Genomic DNA, 15,432 nt, shown 5'->3' with positions numbered 1-15,432 from the left:
AGGTTCCTAGAAGGCGAAGTCGGCGGCGGGCGCGGTGGGCGGGGCCGTCGAGGGCGCGGGCGGGAAGACGGAGCGGCCGGGGTGGTGCAACACCTCGTCGAGGGTGGCCACGGTCTGCTCGAGCAGTGATTCAGCGGATTGCCGCGTGAACAGGGCGGTGGAGTACTCGAGTTCGAGCCGCAGGCCCTCGGGGCGTTGATACGCCTGGAGATTGAGGTCGAAGCGGCTGGTGCCCGGGTGCAGCAGCGAGACCGTGACGCGGCGCCCGTGCTTGCGGAAGGTGTGGAAGTCGATGTTCTGCAATGCGAAGAAGGCGTCGAAGAGGGCGTTTCGGCTCAGATCCCGCCGGGGCGCCACCTTCTCGACCAACCGGTCGAACGGGTAGACCTGGTGGGTGAGCGCGTCGCGGTGCTCCCGGCCGGCCTGGACCAGCAGGTCGCTCAGTGTCGTGGTGTCGTCGATCCGCAGGCGCAGTGCCACCGTGTTGACGAACATGCCGATCACGCGGTCCAGGTCGGGATGTACCCGGCCGCTCATGGGACACCCGACGACGAGGTCGCGCTGCCCGCTCAGACGTGCCAGGACGGCGGCGTAGGAGATCAGCAGGACGGAGAAGTCGGTGACCGAGTGGGTGGCGGCGCACCGGCGGACCTCGTCCCGGCACGCCGTCCCCAGCTCGCGGCGTACGACGGCGCCCCGGGAGCTGCGGATGGCGGGCCGGGGGTGGTCCGTGGGCAGGCCGAGGGGCGGCGGGAGGTCCCGGAACCGCTCCAGCCAGTACGCGCCGTCCCGCTCGAAACGGCCCGACTCCAGTTCCCGGGCCAGCCACCGGCCGGCCGCGGCGTAGGTGGAGGCCGGTTCCTCGGGCGGGACGCCGGCGTACAGGTCGAAGAGCTCGTCGACCAGCAGCGCGAGCGACACCCCGTCGAAGACGATGTGGTGGACGTCCAGATAGAGCCGGTCGTCGCGGCCCTCCCCCCGCACGAGCAGAGCCCGCAGCAGAGGGCCGGTCCCGAGGTCGAAGGGACGGACGAACCGGGCCACCACGTCCTCGTCGGTGGGCACCTCGGACCGGGGCAGGACGTCGAGCGGCACGTTCACCGCGCTCCGGACGACCTGCCGCACCCGTGGAAGGCCGTGGGCATCCCCCTCGGTCACGAACCGGGTGCGCAGGGCGTCGTGGTGCCCCGTCAGGTTCCGCAGGGCGGTCCGCAGCCTCTCGGGTTCCAGGTGCCCGCTCACGTCCAGACGCGCCGGGATGTTGTACGCGAGCGACTCCTCGTCGGCCTGCCACAGGGCGTAGAGGCCGCGCTGCTGAGGATGCAGCGGCAGGTCGCCACCGGGCGGCGCCGCGGGGATGGGGACGAAGGCCTGAGCCTCACCGCGCTTCACGGCGCGCGCCATACGACGCAACGTGCGCGCGGCGAAGAGCTCCTGGAAGCTCAGGGATCCGCCCAGAACGCGCCCGATCCTGCCGATGAGGGCTCCGGCGGTGATGGATGTTCCGCCCAGGTCGAAGAAGTCGCTGTCCGGGCCGATCAGTTCGGCCCCGCGGTGCAGCACCTCCGACCAGAGACGAGCCAGTTCCTCCTCCTCGGGGCTCAACTGCCGGGAACGGGCAGGTGCGGAGACGACCGGGGCGGGAAGCCGGGCGGTGTCCACCTTGCCGTTGGCGTTGAGCGGCAGCCGGGGGACCCGCACGATCCGCTCCGGGCACATGTAGGCGGGCAGACGGCGCCTCAACTCCTCCAGCACGCCGTCCGCGTCGCACGTCCCGTCCGTGACGGCGTAGCCGATCAGCCGCTTGCCCGTTCCCGGGTCGTGGACGACGGTGTGCGCGTCACGTACGCCCGGGACGTCCAGGAGGGCGCTGTTGACCTCCTTCACCTCGACCCGGTGGCCGCGGATCTTCACCTGGTCGTCGGTACGGCCGTGGAACGACAGCACGCCCGTGGAGTCCGCGCTGACCAGATCGCCGGTGCGGTAGTAGCGCTCGCCGTCGAGCGTGAGGAAACCGCGTGCCGTCGCCTCGGGGTTGTGCAGGTAGCCGCGCGCCAGCCCGAGCCCGCCGGCGAACAGCTCGCCGATCTGGCCGGCCGGCACCGGCCGAAGGTCGCTGTCGAGGACGCGGATGGTGGTCCCGGTGATCGGACGGCCGATGGGAACGGCCGACTCGTAGGCGCGGTCGACGGGGAAGACGGTGGTGAAGGTGGTGTTCTCGGTGGGTCCGTAGCAGTTGAGCAGCCGCAGGCCGGGGCATGCCCGGAGCACCCGGTTCACATGGGGGCAGGAGAGGGTGTCGCCTCCGACGAGGAGCGTACCGAGGCCCTCGAACAGCGAGACGTCCTCGTCGACGAGCTGGTGGAACAGCGGCGCGGTCAGCCACAGGACGGTGGTTCCCGCCTTCCTGAGCGCCCGCTTCAGACGCTGCGGGACGACCAGGACCTCCTGTTCGACGATGTGCAGGACGGCCCCGTTCAGGAGCGCGCCCCAGATCTCGAAGGTCGAGGCGTCGAACTCCAGCGCTCCGGTCAGCAGGAAGCGCTCGTCCTGGGAGAACCCGAAGTAGTCCGTGTCCCTCACGAGGCGCGCCACGCTCCGGTGCTCCACCATGACCCCCTTGGGGTGACCGGTGCTGCCGGAGGTGTACATCACGTAGGCGAGCGCGTCCGCGGGGACGGCCCGAGGCAGTCCGCCGTCCGCCGGCCCGGTGTCGTCCGCGATCAGTTCGGGGAACGTGCGCAGGGCGGTGCCCTCCGGCAGGGCCCGGCGCACGGCATCGCCGGCCTCGGGCGCGCACACCACCAGCGGTGTCCGCGCGTCACTGAGCATGCGGTTGAGCCGCTCGGCGGGGAAGTCCGGATTGACGGGGAGGTAGGCGCCGCCGGCCAGGACGATGCCCAGCATGCACACCACGGCGTCCGCGGAGCGCGGGAATGCCATGGCGACGAGTGTCTCGGGGCCGACGCCCAGGCCGCGCAGCCGCCTGGCCACGCGCCGGGCCTCCTCGCGCAGTTCCCGGTAGGTCAGCCGGTCGTCGCCGAAGACGACCGCCGTCCTGTCCGGCGACCGCTGTGCCTGCTCCTCGAACAACCCGATGAGGTGGTGCTGCTCAGCCATCAGATGCCCCCCAGGCCGTCCGCCGCCGGTGCCGCCGGCCGGCGGCGGGTGATCCGTCCCGCGCCGCCGCCCGGATCGAACCGGTCCCTGACCCAGTCGTCGTCGTAGATGGAATCCAGGTAGCGTTCACCGAAATCCGGGGAGATGGCGACCACCGGCATATCGGCTCGTTCGGCGGAAATCCGGTGCATCATCCCTGCCAGCACGGTCCCGGTGGAGCCGCCGAAAAGATAACCACGGCCCGCCATGGTCCGGCACATTCGGATGGTTTCGAGTTCCGGGACCATGACGATGTCGTCGATGACGCTTTCGTCGACGATTTCCGGGCGCCGCCCCGTCCCGAGTCCCGGAATGTGCCTGGGGCCGGACGGTCCGCCGAACGTCACGGACCCCAGACTGTCGACGGCCACGATTTTCGCCGGATGCCCGACCTGCTTGAGATAGCGGGCGCACCCCGTGAGCGTGCCGGTCGTGCCGGCTCCGATGAACACCATTTCCGCGTCCGGGTAAGCCGTGGCGATCGACGGGCCGGTGGTCTTGTAGTGCGCGAGCCAGTTGCTGTCGTTCGCGTACTGGTTGAGCCACAGCACGTCCGGTTCGCGCGCGCAGAGGTCGGCGACGTGCCGCAGACGGGCGCCGAGCAGCCCCTCCACGGGATCCGGCGCCTCGATGACGACGACGTCGGCCCCGTACACACGCATGAGACGCAGGTTGCGTTCGTTGCAGCGGGTGTCGGTGACGCAGGTGAAGGCGTACCCGCGGCCGGCAGCGATCATGGCGAGTGCCACACCGAGGCTCCCCGAGGACGATTCGACCATGCGTCCGCCCGGCCGCAGAAGTCCCGAGCGCTCCGCGGCGTCGACCATCTCGGTCGCAGCCTTGATTTTCACGGATCCCGCGAAGTTGAGCCCCTCGCACTTCATGTGCACGCGCCGGCCGAGAACCTGCGAAAGGTCGAGGTAGACATCGTCCGGGATGTATTCCGACGGGGAGGTGATTAATCGAAAACCGGTGGAGGTTCGGGCAGTCCTGCGCCCCGGTGCTCCATGAAATATCTCGGTCATCACTTTCCAATTGCATTGCGCACCGCGGACGCCGCCTCCACCGAGAGGCCGCGGCCGAGCCCAGCAGCCCAAAGAGCGATCGGTGCCCGAGCGGCAGGAACGACAGCACGGTAACCGAACAACCACACAAGGCAATCACCCGCACGGCCTGAAACAATCAGAGGAAGCTACGATCAGCCTGCCCCCATAAGGCCTTACTCCTTGCCCCTATAAGGCCTTACTTCACGAAGTGCCCGGATGGCCCGGTAAGCCGCGATCAACCGGGACCGATCCGCTACCGTGCGCATCCGCGCCGACACGGTGGGCGGTGCCGTCCCTTGTGAACGCAAGGGACGGCCGCGGGAGTCCGGAAGCGGCCCGACCCCCGTCCCGCGGATGCCGCCTCACCGGGCGCCGGGTGCCCCGGGCACCCCGCCGGTGCGTCATGAATGACCGGTTCCTTCGGGTCGCCGAACAGCCGTCGCGGTCGTCGCGGGGCCGGTGGCGGGCCCGCTCCTGCGGCAGGTGCGGCGGAAGCGACGCCACTCGCGCCGGGAACGGGCGGCCGGGCCGTCCTCCGGTTCGGCGACGCCGCGCCCCGTCGGCCGGGGAGCACCGGCGCGTCGGCCGTCATGGGAGCGGTGGGCGCGACGCCCCGTCGGCCGGTCGCCCCCGCCGCCGACGCGGCAACGCCGTCCCGGTGTCCCGTGCGTTCGTCGAGGCGGTCCGAAGCGGCGCGGGGTTTCACCCGTTCGGCCGTCCGCCCGCGTGCCCGTCCGCACGGCGGAACGCCTCCACCGGGCGTGGTTCAGCGCGTCACCACCACGGAAACGGGGACGAAACGCCTGAACCGTTATTTTTTTTCTGCGGATGCGCCGGTCCGCGTTCACACGGAGGCTGGGTGGCGTCGCTGCGGTGGATCCGACCGCCGCACGAGGAATGGCTTCCACGGACCGCGCAGGACCACCGGCCGTGCCCGTCGCCTCTCGACCGGAGCCCGGCGCGTCCCGTGGGCGAGGCGAACGGAGAGAGCGATGCATGGACCGACCGACGGACGATCCGCCCGGCACGCGGCCCCGGAGGCTCCGACGGGTCGCCTGGGCGCCGCCATCGTGGGGCTGGGCGGGGCGGTCGCGACCACCGCCGTGGCCGGAGTGGAACTGCTCAGGCTCGGCCTGTGCGGTCCGGACGGGCTCCCGTTGGCTTCGCGCACGGACCTGGTGCCCTACGAGGAGCTGGTGTTCGGCGGCTGGGACGTGTCGGCCGACGACCTGGCGAAGGCCGCCCACCTGCACCGCGTCCTGGAACCGGCCCAGATCGAGGCCGCCGCCTCCCGGCTCCAGCGGATGCGGCCGTGGCCGGCGGTGGCGGACCGGGCCTACTGCCGCGCGGTGACCGGCGCCCATGTCGTGGCGTTCGACAGCCCGCGCGAGCGCACCGAGCGCATCCGGGAGGACCTGCGGCGCTTCCGGGACGAACAGGGTCTGGACGAGGTGGTCGTGGTCAACCTCGCCTCGACCGAGCGCCTGCCCGACCCGGCGTCGCCCGCCCTCGCCTCGCCCGAGGCCTTCGAGGCGGCGCTGGACAGGGGCGACGAGGCGATCACCCCCGCCATGCTCTACGCCTACGCGGCCCTGCGGGAGGGCATGGCGTACCTGAACTTCACCCCCAGCTGCGGGGCCGACGTACCGGCGCTGATACGCCTGGCCGAGCGGCAGGGGGTACCGATCGCCGGCAAGGACGGCAAGACCGGACAGACCATGGTCAAGACGGTGCTCGCCCCCGCCCTGCGCTCGCGGGCGCTGCGGGTCGAGGGCTGGTACTCCACCAACCTGCTGGGCAACCGTGACGGCCGGGCGCTGGAGGACCCCGGCTCGCTGGCCAGCAAGACGGCCACCAAGGAGTCGGTGCTGGACGCGCTGCTCGGCTACCCGGTGGAGGACCACCAGGTGCGCATCGAGTTCTACCGGCCGCGCGGCGACGAGAAGGAGGCCTGGGACAACATCGACCTCGTGGGCTTCCTCGGCCGCCGGATGCAGATGAAGATCGACTTCCTGTGCCGGGACTCCGTCCTGGCCGCTCCGCTGGTGCTGGAACTGATCCGGCTGCTGGCCGAGGCACGGCGCCGCGGGGAGCGCGGGGTGCAGGAGCAGTTCGGGTTCTTCTTCAAAGCCCCGATGACCGCCGACGGGAGCGTCCCGGAGCACGCCCTGCACCTGCAGGAGCGGGCACTGCTGGACTGGCTGGACGGCGCGGGCCGGGCCGTGCCGGACGGGCGGTCGTGACGCGGGCCGCTGCCCGTTTCGCGGGGCGGGACGGGCAGCTGCCGCGCGAGTCCCTGCGGGCGGCCGTTCCACTGCTGCGCGAGATCGGCGACCTCAAGAGGGTCCGTACGGCCGGTGGCGGCGGGGCCTCGATGGCCGAGCGCGCCTTCCGCCGGTCGTGGGCCGAGCTGGTGCGCGGCGGGGACCCCGGCAGGGTCGCCGTGCGCGAGTGCGCGGCCGCCGTGGCCGGGGCGCGTCTGGCGGGAGTCGACGGCCCGGTGCTGCGGCGGTGCGGGCTGACCGCCGACGAGGCGGTGGCCGTGCTGGAGCGTTCGCTCGCCCGGCACGCCGACCGGATGGACCCGGTGACGTCCGGTCTGCTGCGCGAGGCGCTGCCGGACCTGGTGGAGGAGCCGTACGAGGGTCCGGGCCCCGGGTTCGCGGCGGTGCTGTGCTCCCAGCCCCGGGCGGGTGCCACCTGCCCGGGACGGCCGCGGCTGATGGTCGAGCCCCCCGAGAGCCACGGCGACCACTGCTGGGCGGTGGCGGTCTACGGAGTGCTGCTGGCCGAGGCGTTCGGCGCCGCTCCGGGCGACGTCTTCCTGCTCGGTCTGGCCCACCACCTGCACAACTCCGTTCTGCCCGACGCGGGCTTCGCCGGGGAGGAACTGCTGGGCGAGCACCTGCCCGCGGTCCTCGCACGGCTGACGCGGCAGGCGCTCGACGAGCTGCCCGCGGCCCTCGCGGCGTGCGTGGAGCCGCTGCTCGCCGCACGCGAGGGGGCCGACACCCCGGTCGCGCGGGCCTTCCACGCCGCCGACGTCCTCGACCGCGTGCTGCAGGTCCGCCACCACGCGCGGGCCGCCGCCTTCACCGCCGAGCAGGCCCTGGAGGACCTGGATCTGGTGCACCCCTGTGCGGTGTCCGGCTTCCACCGGGCCGTCCTGGACGCGGCGGAGACGGCGTGAGGAGCCGGGCGGGCCGCGCGGCGGCCGGAAGCGCGCCGGCCGGACTCCCCGCGGCCGAGGACACGACGGCCGCGGACACGGACCGGGCCACGCCCCGCCTGATCAGCCCCGGCAACGGGTGCCCGCTGCGGCCCTGCGGGCCCGGCCTGCTGTCCGACGGCGAACGGCGCTGGCCCGTCGTGGCGGGCATCCCCTGGCTGCGCACCGGCCGCGAGACGTTGCGCGAGCGGGCGGTGCGCCGGATGGAGGAGGGCGATCCGGACGGCGCCGCGCTCGTCCTGCTCGCCGACGCCGACGACTGGTGGGACGGCCCGGCCCTCTCCCCCGGCGCGCTGCGCGCCGCGCTGGGGGCGGCCACCCTGCGCGAGGCCGTGACGCTGCTGGGCCTGGGCAGGGTCGGGACGTACTTCCTGCACCGGTGGAGCGATCCGACCTGGCTGGCCGTGCTCGCCCTGACCGCCCGGCACTCCCCCGGCGGTCTGCCGGTGCTGGAACTGGCGTGCGGCGCCGGGCACCTGCTGCGGGAACTGGGGCTGCGCGGGCACCGGGACCTGACCGGGATCGACGTGGTCTTCGCCAAACTGTGGCTGGCCCGGCGCTTCGTCGCCCCCCGGGCACGACTGGTGTGCGCCGACGTCACGGCACCCTGGCCGCTGCTCCCCCCGGGCCGCCCCGCCCACGTGGTCTGCCACGACGCGCTGTACTTCCTCCCCCGCAAGGAGGAAGTGGTGCGGCGCGCGCTGGCGTACGCCGACGGCGGCGGTGTCGTCCTGGGCCACTGCCACAACTCCCTCGTCCCCGGACCGGTGGGCGGCCTGCCGCTGGATCCGGCCGGATGGTGCGCGCTGCTGCCCGGAGCCGTCTGCTACGACGACGCCGACCTGACCCGCGCCCTGCTGGCGAGGACCCCTCCCCGGTCGCGCACGGCGGGAGAACTGGCCGGCTGCCAGGCCATGGCCCTGGTCAGCGCCCCGCCTCCGCCGCCCTGGCACGGCCCCCTGTCCCCGGACCGGCCCGTCCCCGGACGGCCCCTGCGCCCCAACCCGCTCTACCACGACGGTCTGCTGCACTGGCCGACGGACCGGTGGCGGGACGAGTACGGGGCCGCCGCCCGTGCCTACCTGCCCGAACGGATCGCGCTTCCCCCAGCCGTCCTCGCCGACGCCCGGGCCGGGCGGCTGACACCGGAGGTGGCCGACCTGGCCCGCCGCCGCGTGCTCCTGGACCTCCCGGAGCAGTGGTGAACGCGCCGGACGGACGGACCGCCCCCACCGCCGTGTGCCGGTGGGCGATAGCCGGGTGCGGATGGGTGGCCCGGGACCACTTCCTGCCCGGACTGCTGGCGGCCGCCGACGGCCGGACCGGCGGCGCGCTGCCCCGCCTGGTGGCCGTGACCGACGCCGACCCCGCGGCCGCCGCCCGGCTGGCGGCCCTGGCCCCCGGCGCCCGGACCGCCGCCGACCTGGCCACCCTGCTGGCCGTACACCGCCCCGACGCGGTGTACGTCGCGACGCCCAACGACGCCCACCGTCCCGCGGCCGCGACGGCCGCGGCCGCGGGGGCCGCGGTGCTGTGCGAGAAACCGCTGGCCGCCGACCTCGCCGACGCCGAGCGGCTCGTCGACGCCTGCCACCGGGCGGGGGTATTGGCGGCGACCGCCTACGACCAGCGCTTCCACCCGGCCCACCGGGCCGTGCGGGAGGTGGTGGCCTCCGGGGCGCTGGGCACGGTCACCGCGGTGCGCGTCACCTACTGCTGCTGGCTGCCGCCCGCCTGGTCGCCGGACGGCCGCCCGTACGACAACTGGCGTGCCGATCCGGCGCGGGCGGGCGGCGGGGCCGCCCTGGACCTGGCGCCGCACGGACTGGACCTGGTGGGCGTCCTGCTCGGCGGGGACGACGTGGTGGAGCTGACGGCCCTGGTGCAGCACCGGGTGCACCCCTACCCGGTCGACGACGGCGCCGTCCTGGCCGGCCGGACCGGCGGCGGCGTGCTGGTCTGCCTGCACGTCGCCTACAACACCCCGGACGCGCTGCCCCGCCGCCGGCTGGAGGTCGTCGGCACCCTCGGGCAGCTGACCGCCGTCGACACCCTCGGCCAGGACGCGGGGGGCGGGCTGTGGCTCACCGGTGCGCACACCGCGCGCCCTGTGCCCGTGCCGTTCGACACCGGCACGTCCCCCTTCGCCGCCCAGGTCCGGGAGTTCTCCGCGGCCGCGGCCGCGGTGCGCGCCGGCCACCCGGTGCGGCGGGCCTGGCCGTGGCCGCTCCACCGCGACCTGGCCCTGCACCGCCTGCTGCTGGAGGCCCTGTGCCACGCCCGCCCGGCCCCACCACCGGCTCCACCACCGACGCCGCCACCACCGGTCCCGTCCACCGCCGAGGAAGGCCGACGATGACCCTGACGATGTACTCCTGCGCCAACTGCGGCCACTGGCAACGGTGGTTCACCACCCCACCCGCCTGCCCGGTCTGCTGCGATGTGCGCAACGCGCTGCCCGAGGAGGGCTGGGACATCCCCGACGAGAAGACGGTCGGGACCCTGGTGAGCGCGGACTGGTACCGGGCCGCGCCGGGCGTCACCGGATTCCGCACCCTGCCCTCCTTCGGCCTGGCCTCGACGGGCTGGCTGATCGAGACCGGGGACGGCAACGTCGCCTGGGAGGCCGCCCCCTACTACCCGCCCGACGCGCTGGCCGAGATCGAACGGCTCGGCGGCGTCGCCCGGCTGGGCGCCAGCCACGTCCACGGCTACGGAGCGCTGTGGCAGCTCCAGCACCGCTTCGACCCGCCGGTGGTGGCCGTCGGCGTGCAGGACCTGGAATGGACGAAGGCGTTCCGGGTCACCTGGCCGGTGGACGAGCGCCTCGAGCTGGCCCCCGGCCTGACCGTGCACCGCACCGGCGGCCACTTCCCCGGCCACTGCGTGCTGCACGACGAACGCCGGAGGATCCTGTTCTGCGGCGACGCCCTCAAGGTCGACCTGGACGGCACCGTGCCGCGCGCCCTGTCCTGCCACAAGGCCTACCACGCCCGGGTACCGCTCTCCCACGACGAGGTGCGCCGCTACCGGTCGGTGATCGGCGCACTGGACTTCGAGGCGGTGGCCACCCCCTTCGAGTTCGCCGCTCCGGTCACCACCGCGGACGTCCTGCGCCTGTTCGACCACCAACTGGCCGGCCGGCCCGACACGGCCCCCCTCCCGCTGGGAACCGACCGGTGAGCGCCGCCGACGGGCACCCGGTGGTCCAGGCCTACCGCGAGGCGCTCGCCCCCGGTGAACAACAGGACTTCGACATCAGCGCCGTCGACCGCACCGGCCTGCCGGTCGTCTCGGCCGACCACCTGGACGCGGCCGGCGTCCGCAAGAGCGCCTGCGGGTACGGGGCGGACCTCGCCCAGGCCCGTACCGGCGCCTACGGAGAACTCGCCGAGGAAGTGCTGCTGGCACGGCACCTGGCCCGCACCGGACGCCTGCGTGCCTGCTACGCGGAGCTGGTGCGCGCACGCGGCCGGGACCGGGTCGCCGACCCGGTCGGGCTCGTGCTGCCGGCCGGCGCGGACTACACCCCCGAGCGCCCCCTGGAGTGGGTGCCCGCACGCCGGTACCGCACCGGCGAGGAGGTGCTGGTGCCCGCCGAGTTCGCCGCCTCCAGCGGCTCGGACCTGCCCGGCCCCCCTCCTCCCGGCGGCCGGCTGACCACACCGGTCACCAACGGGCTGGGAGCCGGGGACACCCTGGAACGGGCCCTGTCCCACGCGCTGCTGGAGGTCCTCCAGCGCGACGGCAACGCCACCGCGCACCGGGCGATGGACGAGGGCGTGGTCATCGACCTGGACGAGGTGGGCGACCCGGTCACCCGCCGCGTCCTGGACCGGCTGCGGGAAACCGGTGTCGAGGTGCTGCCCAAGCTCGCCTCCACCCAGTTCGGCCTGGCCGACGTCCACGTGGTCGGCACGGACACCGCCCCGGGGACGCGGGAGGACGGGACGGCGCTGGCGCTCACCGCGTGCGGCGAGGCCGCCCACCCGGACCGCGAGGCGGCGTTGCGCAAGGCGCTCACGGAGTACGTGTCCTCCCGCGCGCGCAAGGTCTTCTTCCACGGCCCGCTGGAGACGGTCGCCCGCGTCGCCCCGCCCGGGTACCTCGAGCGCCAGCTGTCCTCGCCCCTGGCCGCGCAGGAACCCAGGGCGCTGTCGGCGATGAGGGCGTGGGCCGCCCTGGACGCCCCGCGGCTGCGGGAACTGCTGGAGCCCACCGTGCTGTCCCGGCGTTCCAGCGTGCCCTTCTCCTCCCTGCCGACCGTGCCGCCCGGCTCGCTGGACGATCCCGCCGCCCTTCTGGAGGACCTGCTGCGGCGGCTGGCGGACTTCGACGTCCTGGTGATCGAGGCGGGCGGACCCGGGGCGTACGCGGTCAAGGCGCTCGTCCCCGGCATGGAGGTGGAGACGATGTCCTACGCGAGGATCGGTGAGCGCGGCGTGCGCAGGCTGATGGAACGCGGGCACCCGCTGGCCGGGGTGGGGCCGCTCCCCCGCCCCGGGGCCAGACCGGTGCACCTGACGCCCGAAGCCCGCGAACGGCTGGGCGGCCCGGCCTGGTTCGACGTCGACGCCGCGCGGGAGACGGTGGGGGCGCTGTATCCGCTCTACCGCGAACCCGACCGCCACGCGCTGGCCCGCACCACCGCGGGAGCGATCCGATGACCTCCCGCGCCGGCGGGCTGCGCTACGCCTACAACACCAACGGCATGACCTCGCACCGTCTGCACGACGCGCTGGCCCTGCTCGCCGACACCGGCTACGACGGGGTCGCGCTCACCGTGGACGTGGCCCACCACGACCCCTTCGCACCGGACCTGGCCTCCCGCACGGCGGCGCTGGCCCGCCGTCTGGACCGCTTGGGCCTGGGCAGCACCGTGGAGACCGGGGCGCGCTTCCTGCTGGACCCCCGGCACAAGCACGAGCCGACCCTGATCACTCCCGATCCGGCCGGCCGGGCCCGCCGGATCGCGTTCCTGCGCCTGTGCGTGGACATCGCCGCCGACCTGGGCAGCGAGGCGGTCTCGTTCTGGGCGGGCGTCCCCGCGGCGGGCACGGACACCTCCCTGGGCGGGGCGGCCTGGGGCCGTCTGACGGAGGGGGTGCGCGCCGTCACGGCGTACGCGGCCGAACGGGGCGTGGTGGCGGCCTTCGAACCCGAGCCGGGCATGCTCGTCGAGGACTGCGCCGGCTGGTCCCGGCTGGCCGCTCTCGTCCCCGGGCTGCGCCTGGCCCTGGACACCGGACACTGCCTGGTCGCCGGTGACCTGGCGCCGGACCAGGCGGTGGTGCGGCACGCCGGGGACCTCGGTGCGGTCGCCGTGGAGGACATGCCGTACGGCCGGCACGAACACCGTGCCCCGGGCGAGGGCGACATGGACCTGCCCGCCGTCCTCGGCGCGCTGCGCGCCGTGCGGTACGGCGGACTCGTGAGCCTGGAGCTGTCCCGGGACGCGCACCGCGCCGACACCCTGGTGCGCTCCGCGCTGGAGGCGCTGCGCGAGGCCGAGCGCGCCGGAGCGGGCGACCCCCCGGACGCCCGATCCCCCCACGGCGCCGGCGCCCCAGGAGGAGTGCGATGAGGATCTGCTTCGTCTCACGGCGCTACTGGCCCGCCGTGTCGGGCATGAGCGCCTACGCGGAGAACCTGCTGCGGGCCCTGACCGCGGCGGGCCACGAGGTCACCCTGGTGTCCCAGTACCGCGGCGACCGCCAGGGCCGCGCCGTCTACGGCGGCGGCCCCCCTCCGCCCGAACGGGTCCCCGACGGCGTGCGCCTGGTGGCGCTGGAGTCCCTGGGCGAACAGGCCGTGGGGGACGGACTGCCCGCGGACTTCGAGGCCGACGTGGCCGCGCTGCGCGACGCGATCGCCGACGTGCACGCCAGGGAACCGCTGGATGTGCTGCACGCCCAGTACGGCTACCCTCCGGGCCTGGCCGCGCTGGAGGCCTCCGGCCTGCTCGGGATCCCGGCCGTGGTGTCCGTCCAGGGCGGCGACGGCCACTGGGTCGGCACGTGCTGCAGCACCCACCGCACGGCGATCCGCCGGGTGCTGCGGGACGCGTCGGCCCTGCTGATCGGTTCGCCCTCCTTCAGGGCCGAGGTCGCCGCCCGCCACCGGGTGCCGGCCGAACGCTTCACGGTGGTCCCCGGAGCCACCGACACCGGTCTCTTCCGCCCCGCGCCCGGACGGCGGCCCGGATCCCTCGGCGATCCGCCGGTGCTGCTGTACCACGGCCGGATCGACGTCCGCAAAGGCGTCTTCGACCTGCTGGAGGCGGTACGGCTCCTGCGGGCCGGGGGGAGGCGGTTGCGGCTGCTGGTCTCCGGTACCGGCCCCGACCTGGACCGGCTGGCCCGCCGGGCACGGCAGCACGACCTGGCCGGCACCGTGGAGGTGCTCGGTCCCACCGACTACCACGACGCCCCCGCCGTCTACCGCAGGGGTGACGTCTTCGTCAGCCCCACCTGGGCCGAGGGTTTCTCCAACACCATCCTGGAAGCGATGGCGAGCGGACTTCCGGTGGTGTCCACCGAGGTGGTCGGCGTGGTGGACTGCGTACGCGACGGCGTCAACGGACTGCTGGCGCCCCCGCGCGAGCCCCACGCCCTGGCCGAAGCCGTCGGCCGGATGCTCGACGACGCGCCGCTGCGCCACCGACTCGCCCGCACGGCACGGCGGCAGGTGCTGACCCGGTGGTCGTGGCCGGTGGCCGCCGCGCGCATCTGCGCCGTGTACGAGGAGGTGCGCGCCGCGCGGCCGGGACGAACGGCGTCCGCGAAGCCCTCGGCCGACGGATCCGCGGACATCGCCGTGGACCTGTCCTGCCGGTTCCGCCGCGAACCCCACCTGCTGTGACCGCGCCCGGGTCCGGCGCCCGCACCGCCGTCGCCATCAGCCCGCACCTGGACGACGCGGTCTTCTCCGCCGGAGGCGTGCTGGCGCTGCTGGCCCGGACGGGCTGGCGCGTACGGGTCGTCACCTGCTTCACCGCGTCGGTCGACGACCCCCGCCCCTTCGCCCTGTCCACCCAGCTCGACAAGGGGCTGCCCGCCGACGTGGACTACATGGCCCTGCGCCGGGCCGAGGACGGGGCCGCCCAGCGGAGGCTGGGCGCCCTCGCCCCGGTCCACCTCCCGCTGCCCGAGGCGCCGCACCGGGGGTACGACAGCCCGTCGGAGCTCTTCGCACCTCCCCGCCCCGACGACACGGTCGAGGCGGAGCTGCGGCGGCTGCTCCGCCCCCACCTGGCACCGGCGGACCTCGTCCTCGCCCCCCGGGCGATCGGCGGCCACGTCGACCACCTGCTCACCGCCCGCGCGGCGGCGGCCACCTCGCCGTCCTCGCGGATCGGGTGGTGGCGCGACCTGCCCTATGCCGCCCGCACGCCGCCGTCCGGCACCGGATCCTGGCGCGGCGTGCCCGAGGGGGCGGACGAGGTGACCGTCGACATCGGTGCCGTTCTGGCGGACAAGATCGACGCGGCCCGCTGCTACACGACCCAGCTCGGCTTCCAGTTCGGCGGTCCCCGGGAAACCGGTGAGTTCCTCTCCTGCGCGGCCCGTTCCGAGGCCCTGCGCACCGGGGCACCGTGCGTCCACGGTGAGTCGCTGAGGGCCGGGCGCACGGCCCGCCGGCTGCTGCTCGCCGGGGCGCGGGTCCGCGCGCACACCTGACTCGAGCGGACCGAAGGGCCCCGGCGCCGGGGAGGCCGGCGCGGGGCCCTTCGTCGTGTCGTCGCCTGGTCGTGCTCGGGGGGTTGCTGGACCAGGCGGCGGTGCCCAGGACGGTACACCGGGACCAAGGGGCCGCGGGGCGGGACGCGGGCGCTTTCCCCCGGGCCGGGGACAGGACCGCCCGTGTGTGCGGCCTCCCGGTCCCCCACCGCGCGGTCCGGGGTGCGGGCACCGGGGACGCCCGGGCGCGGGGTTCAGGAGCCCGTGACGTACCGGTTCACGCGCACGTCGGCCGGGTGTCTGGCGGATGCGGCTTCCC

The 15,432-nt window shown here is 74.5% G+C and carries 11 protein-coding genes; 9 read left to right on the top strand and 2 right to left on the bottom strand.

Annotated features, from left to right (window positions below):
• Positions 1–6: 6 nt before the first annotated feature.
• Together ACSU6Z_RS28335 and sbnA are read right to left on the bottom strand one after the other, a co-directional pair.
• Positions 7–3,120 (bottom strand): amino acid adenylation domain-containing protein, encoded by a 3,114-nt coding sequence (locus tag ACSU6Z_RS28335; protein ID WP_437049921.1) that lies wholly within the window; start codon positions 3,118–3,120, stop codon positions 7–9.
• Entirely contained in the window at positions 3,120–4,184 is a 1,065-nt protein-coding gene (sbnA, locus tag ACSU6Z_RS28330) for a 2,3-diaminopropionate biosynthesis protein SbnA (RefSeq protein WP_437049919.1), read from the bottom strand. The genes ACSU6Z_RS28335 and sbnA overlap by 1 nt, the downstream gene beginning before the upstream one ends.
• Positions 4,185–5,197: 1,013 nt before the next feature.
• Here sbnA and ACSU6Z_RS28325 point away from each other — a divergent pair.
• The 9 genes from ACSU6Z_RS28325 to ACSU6Z_RS28285 are packed head-to-tail and all read left to right on the top strand — an operon-like array spanning position 5,198 to position 15,113.
• Positions 5,198–6,448: an inositol-3-phosphate synthase gene (locus ACSU6Z_RS28325; protein WP_437049917.1), complete on the top strand. Its 1,251-nt coding sequence runs from the start codon at positions 5,198–5,200 to the stop codon at positions 6,446–6,448.
• On the top strand, positions 6,445–7,395 hold the full coding sequence (locus ACSU6Z_RS28320) for a hypothetical protein (protein ID WP_437049915.1): 951 nt from the start codon (positions 6,445–6,447) through the stop codon (positions 7,393–7,395). Before ACSU6Z_RS28325 ends, ACSU6Z_RS28320 begins: the two co-directional genes overlap by 4 nt.
• Positions 7,392–8,639: a class I SAM-dependent methyltransferase gene (locus ACSU6Z_RS28315; protein WP_437049913.1), complete on the top strand. Its 1,248-nt coding sequence runs from the start codon at positions 7,392–7,394 to the stop codon at positions 8,637–8,639. The genes ACSU6Z_RS28320 and ACSU6Z_RS28315 overlap by 4 nt, the downstream gene beginning before the upstream one ends.
• A complete protein-coding gene (locus ACSU6Z_RS28310) occupies positions 8,636–9,793 on the top strand; it encodes a Gfo/Idh/MocA family protein (RefSeq protein WP_437049911.1) in 1,158 nt (385 codons plus the stop codon). The genes ACSU6Z_RS28315 and ACSU6Z_RS28310 overlap by 4 nt, the downstream gene beginning before the upstream one ends.
• Positions 9,790–10,617 (top strand): MBL fold metallo-hydrolase, encoded by an 828-nt coding sequence (locus tag ACSU6Z_RS28305; protein WP_437049910.1) that lies wholly within the window; start codon positions 9,790–9,792, stop codon positions 10,615–10,617. The genes ACSU6Z_RS28310 and ACSU6Z_RS28305 overlap by 4 nt, the downstream gene beginning before the upstream one ends.
• The gene (locus ACSU6Z_RS28300; RefSeq protein WP_437049909.1) at positions 10,614–12,101 is read left to right on the top strand and encodes a YcaO-like family protein; all 1,488 of its coding nucleotides are present in this window, start codon (positions 10,614–10,616) and stop codon (positions 12,099–12,101) included. Before ACSU6Z_RS28305 ends, ACSU6Z_RS28300 begins: the two co-directional genes overlap by 4 nt.
• On the top strand, positions 12,098–13,018 hold the full coding sequence (locus ACSU6Z_RS28295) for a sugar phosphate isomerase/epimerase family protein (RefSeq protein WP_437049907.1): 921 nt from the start codon (positions 12,098–12,100) through the stop codon (positions 13,016–13,018). Before ACSU6Z_RS28300 ends, ACSU6Z_RS28295 begins: the two co-directional genes overlap by 4 nt.
• A complete protein-coding gene (locus tag ACSU6Z_RS28290) occupies positions 13,015–14,295 on the top strand; it encodes a glycosyltransferase family 4 protein (RefSeq protein WP_437049906.1) in 1,281 nt (426 codons plus the stop codon). The genes ACSU6Z_RS28295 and ACSU6Z_RS28290 overlap by 4 nt, the downstream gene beginning before the upstream one ends.
• Entirely contained in the window at positions 14,292–15,113 is an 822-nt protein-coding gene (locus ACSU6Z_RS28285) for a PIG-L deacetylase family protein (RefSeq protein WP_437049905.1), read from the top strand. The genes ACSU6Z_RS28290 and ACSU6Z_RS28285 overlap by 4 nt, the downstream gene beginning before the upstream one ends.
• Positions 15,114–15,432: the final 319 nt, after the last annotated feature.

This window comes from Streptomyces sp. enrichment culture (genome assembly GCF_964273145.1).
GTDB lineage: Bacteria > Actinomycetota > Actinomycetes > Streptomycetales > Streptomycetaceae > Streptomyces.
This window is presented reverse-complemented; position numbering and strand designations above follow the sequence as displayed.

Bases quoted from the DNA above. Each gene is read 5' to 3' on its own strand.
- ACSU6Z_RS28295 (WP_437049907.1), top strand. From the start codon at position 12,098: ATGACCTCCCGCGCCGGCGGGCTGCGCTACGCCTACAACACCAACGGC.
- ACSU6Z_RS28325 (WP_437049917.1), top strand. From the start codon at position 5,198: ATGCATGGACCGACCGACGGACGATCCGCCCGGCACGCGGCCCCGGAG.
- ACSU6Z_RS28290 (WP_437049906.1), top strand. From the start codon at position 13,015: ATGAGGATCTGCTTCGTCTCACGGCGCTACTGGCCCGCCGTGTCGGGC.
- ACSU6Z_RS28335 (WP_437049921.1), bottom strand. From the start codon at position 3,120: ATGGCTGAGCAGCACCACCTCATCGGGTTGTTCGAGGAGCAGGCACAG.
- sbnA (WP_437049919.1), bottom strand. From the start codon at position 4,184: ATGACCGAGATATTTCATGGAGCACCGGGGCGCAGGACTGCCCGAACC.
- ACSU6Z_RS28305 (WP_437049910.1), top strand. From the start codon at position 9,790: ATGACCCTGACGATGTACTCCTGCGCCAACTGCGGCCACTGGCAACGG.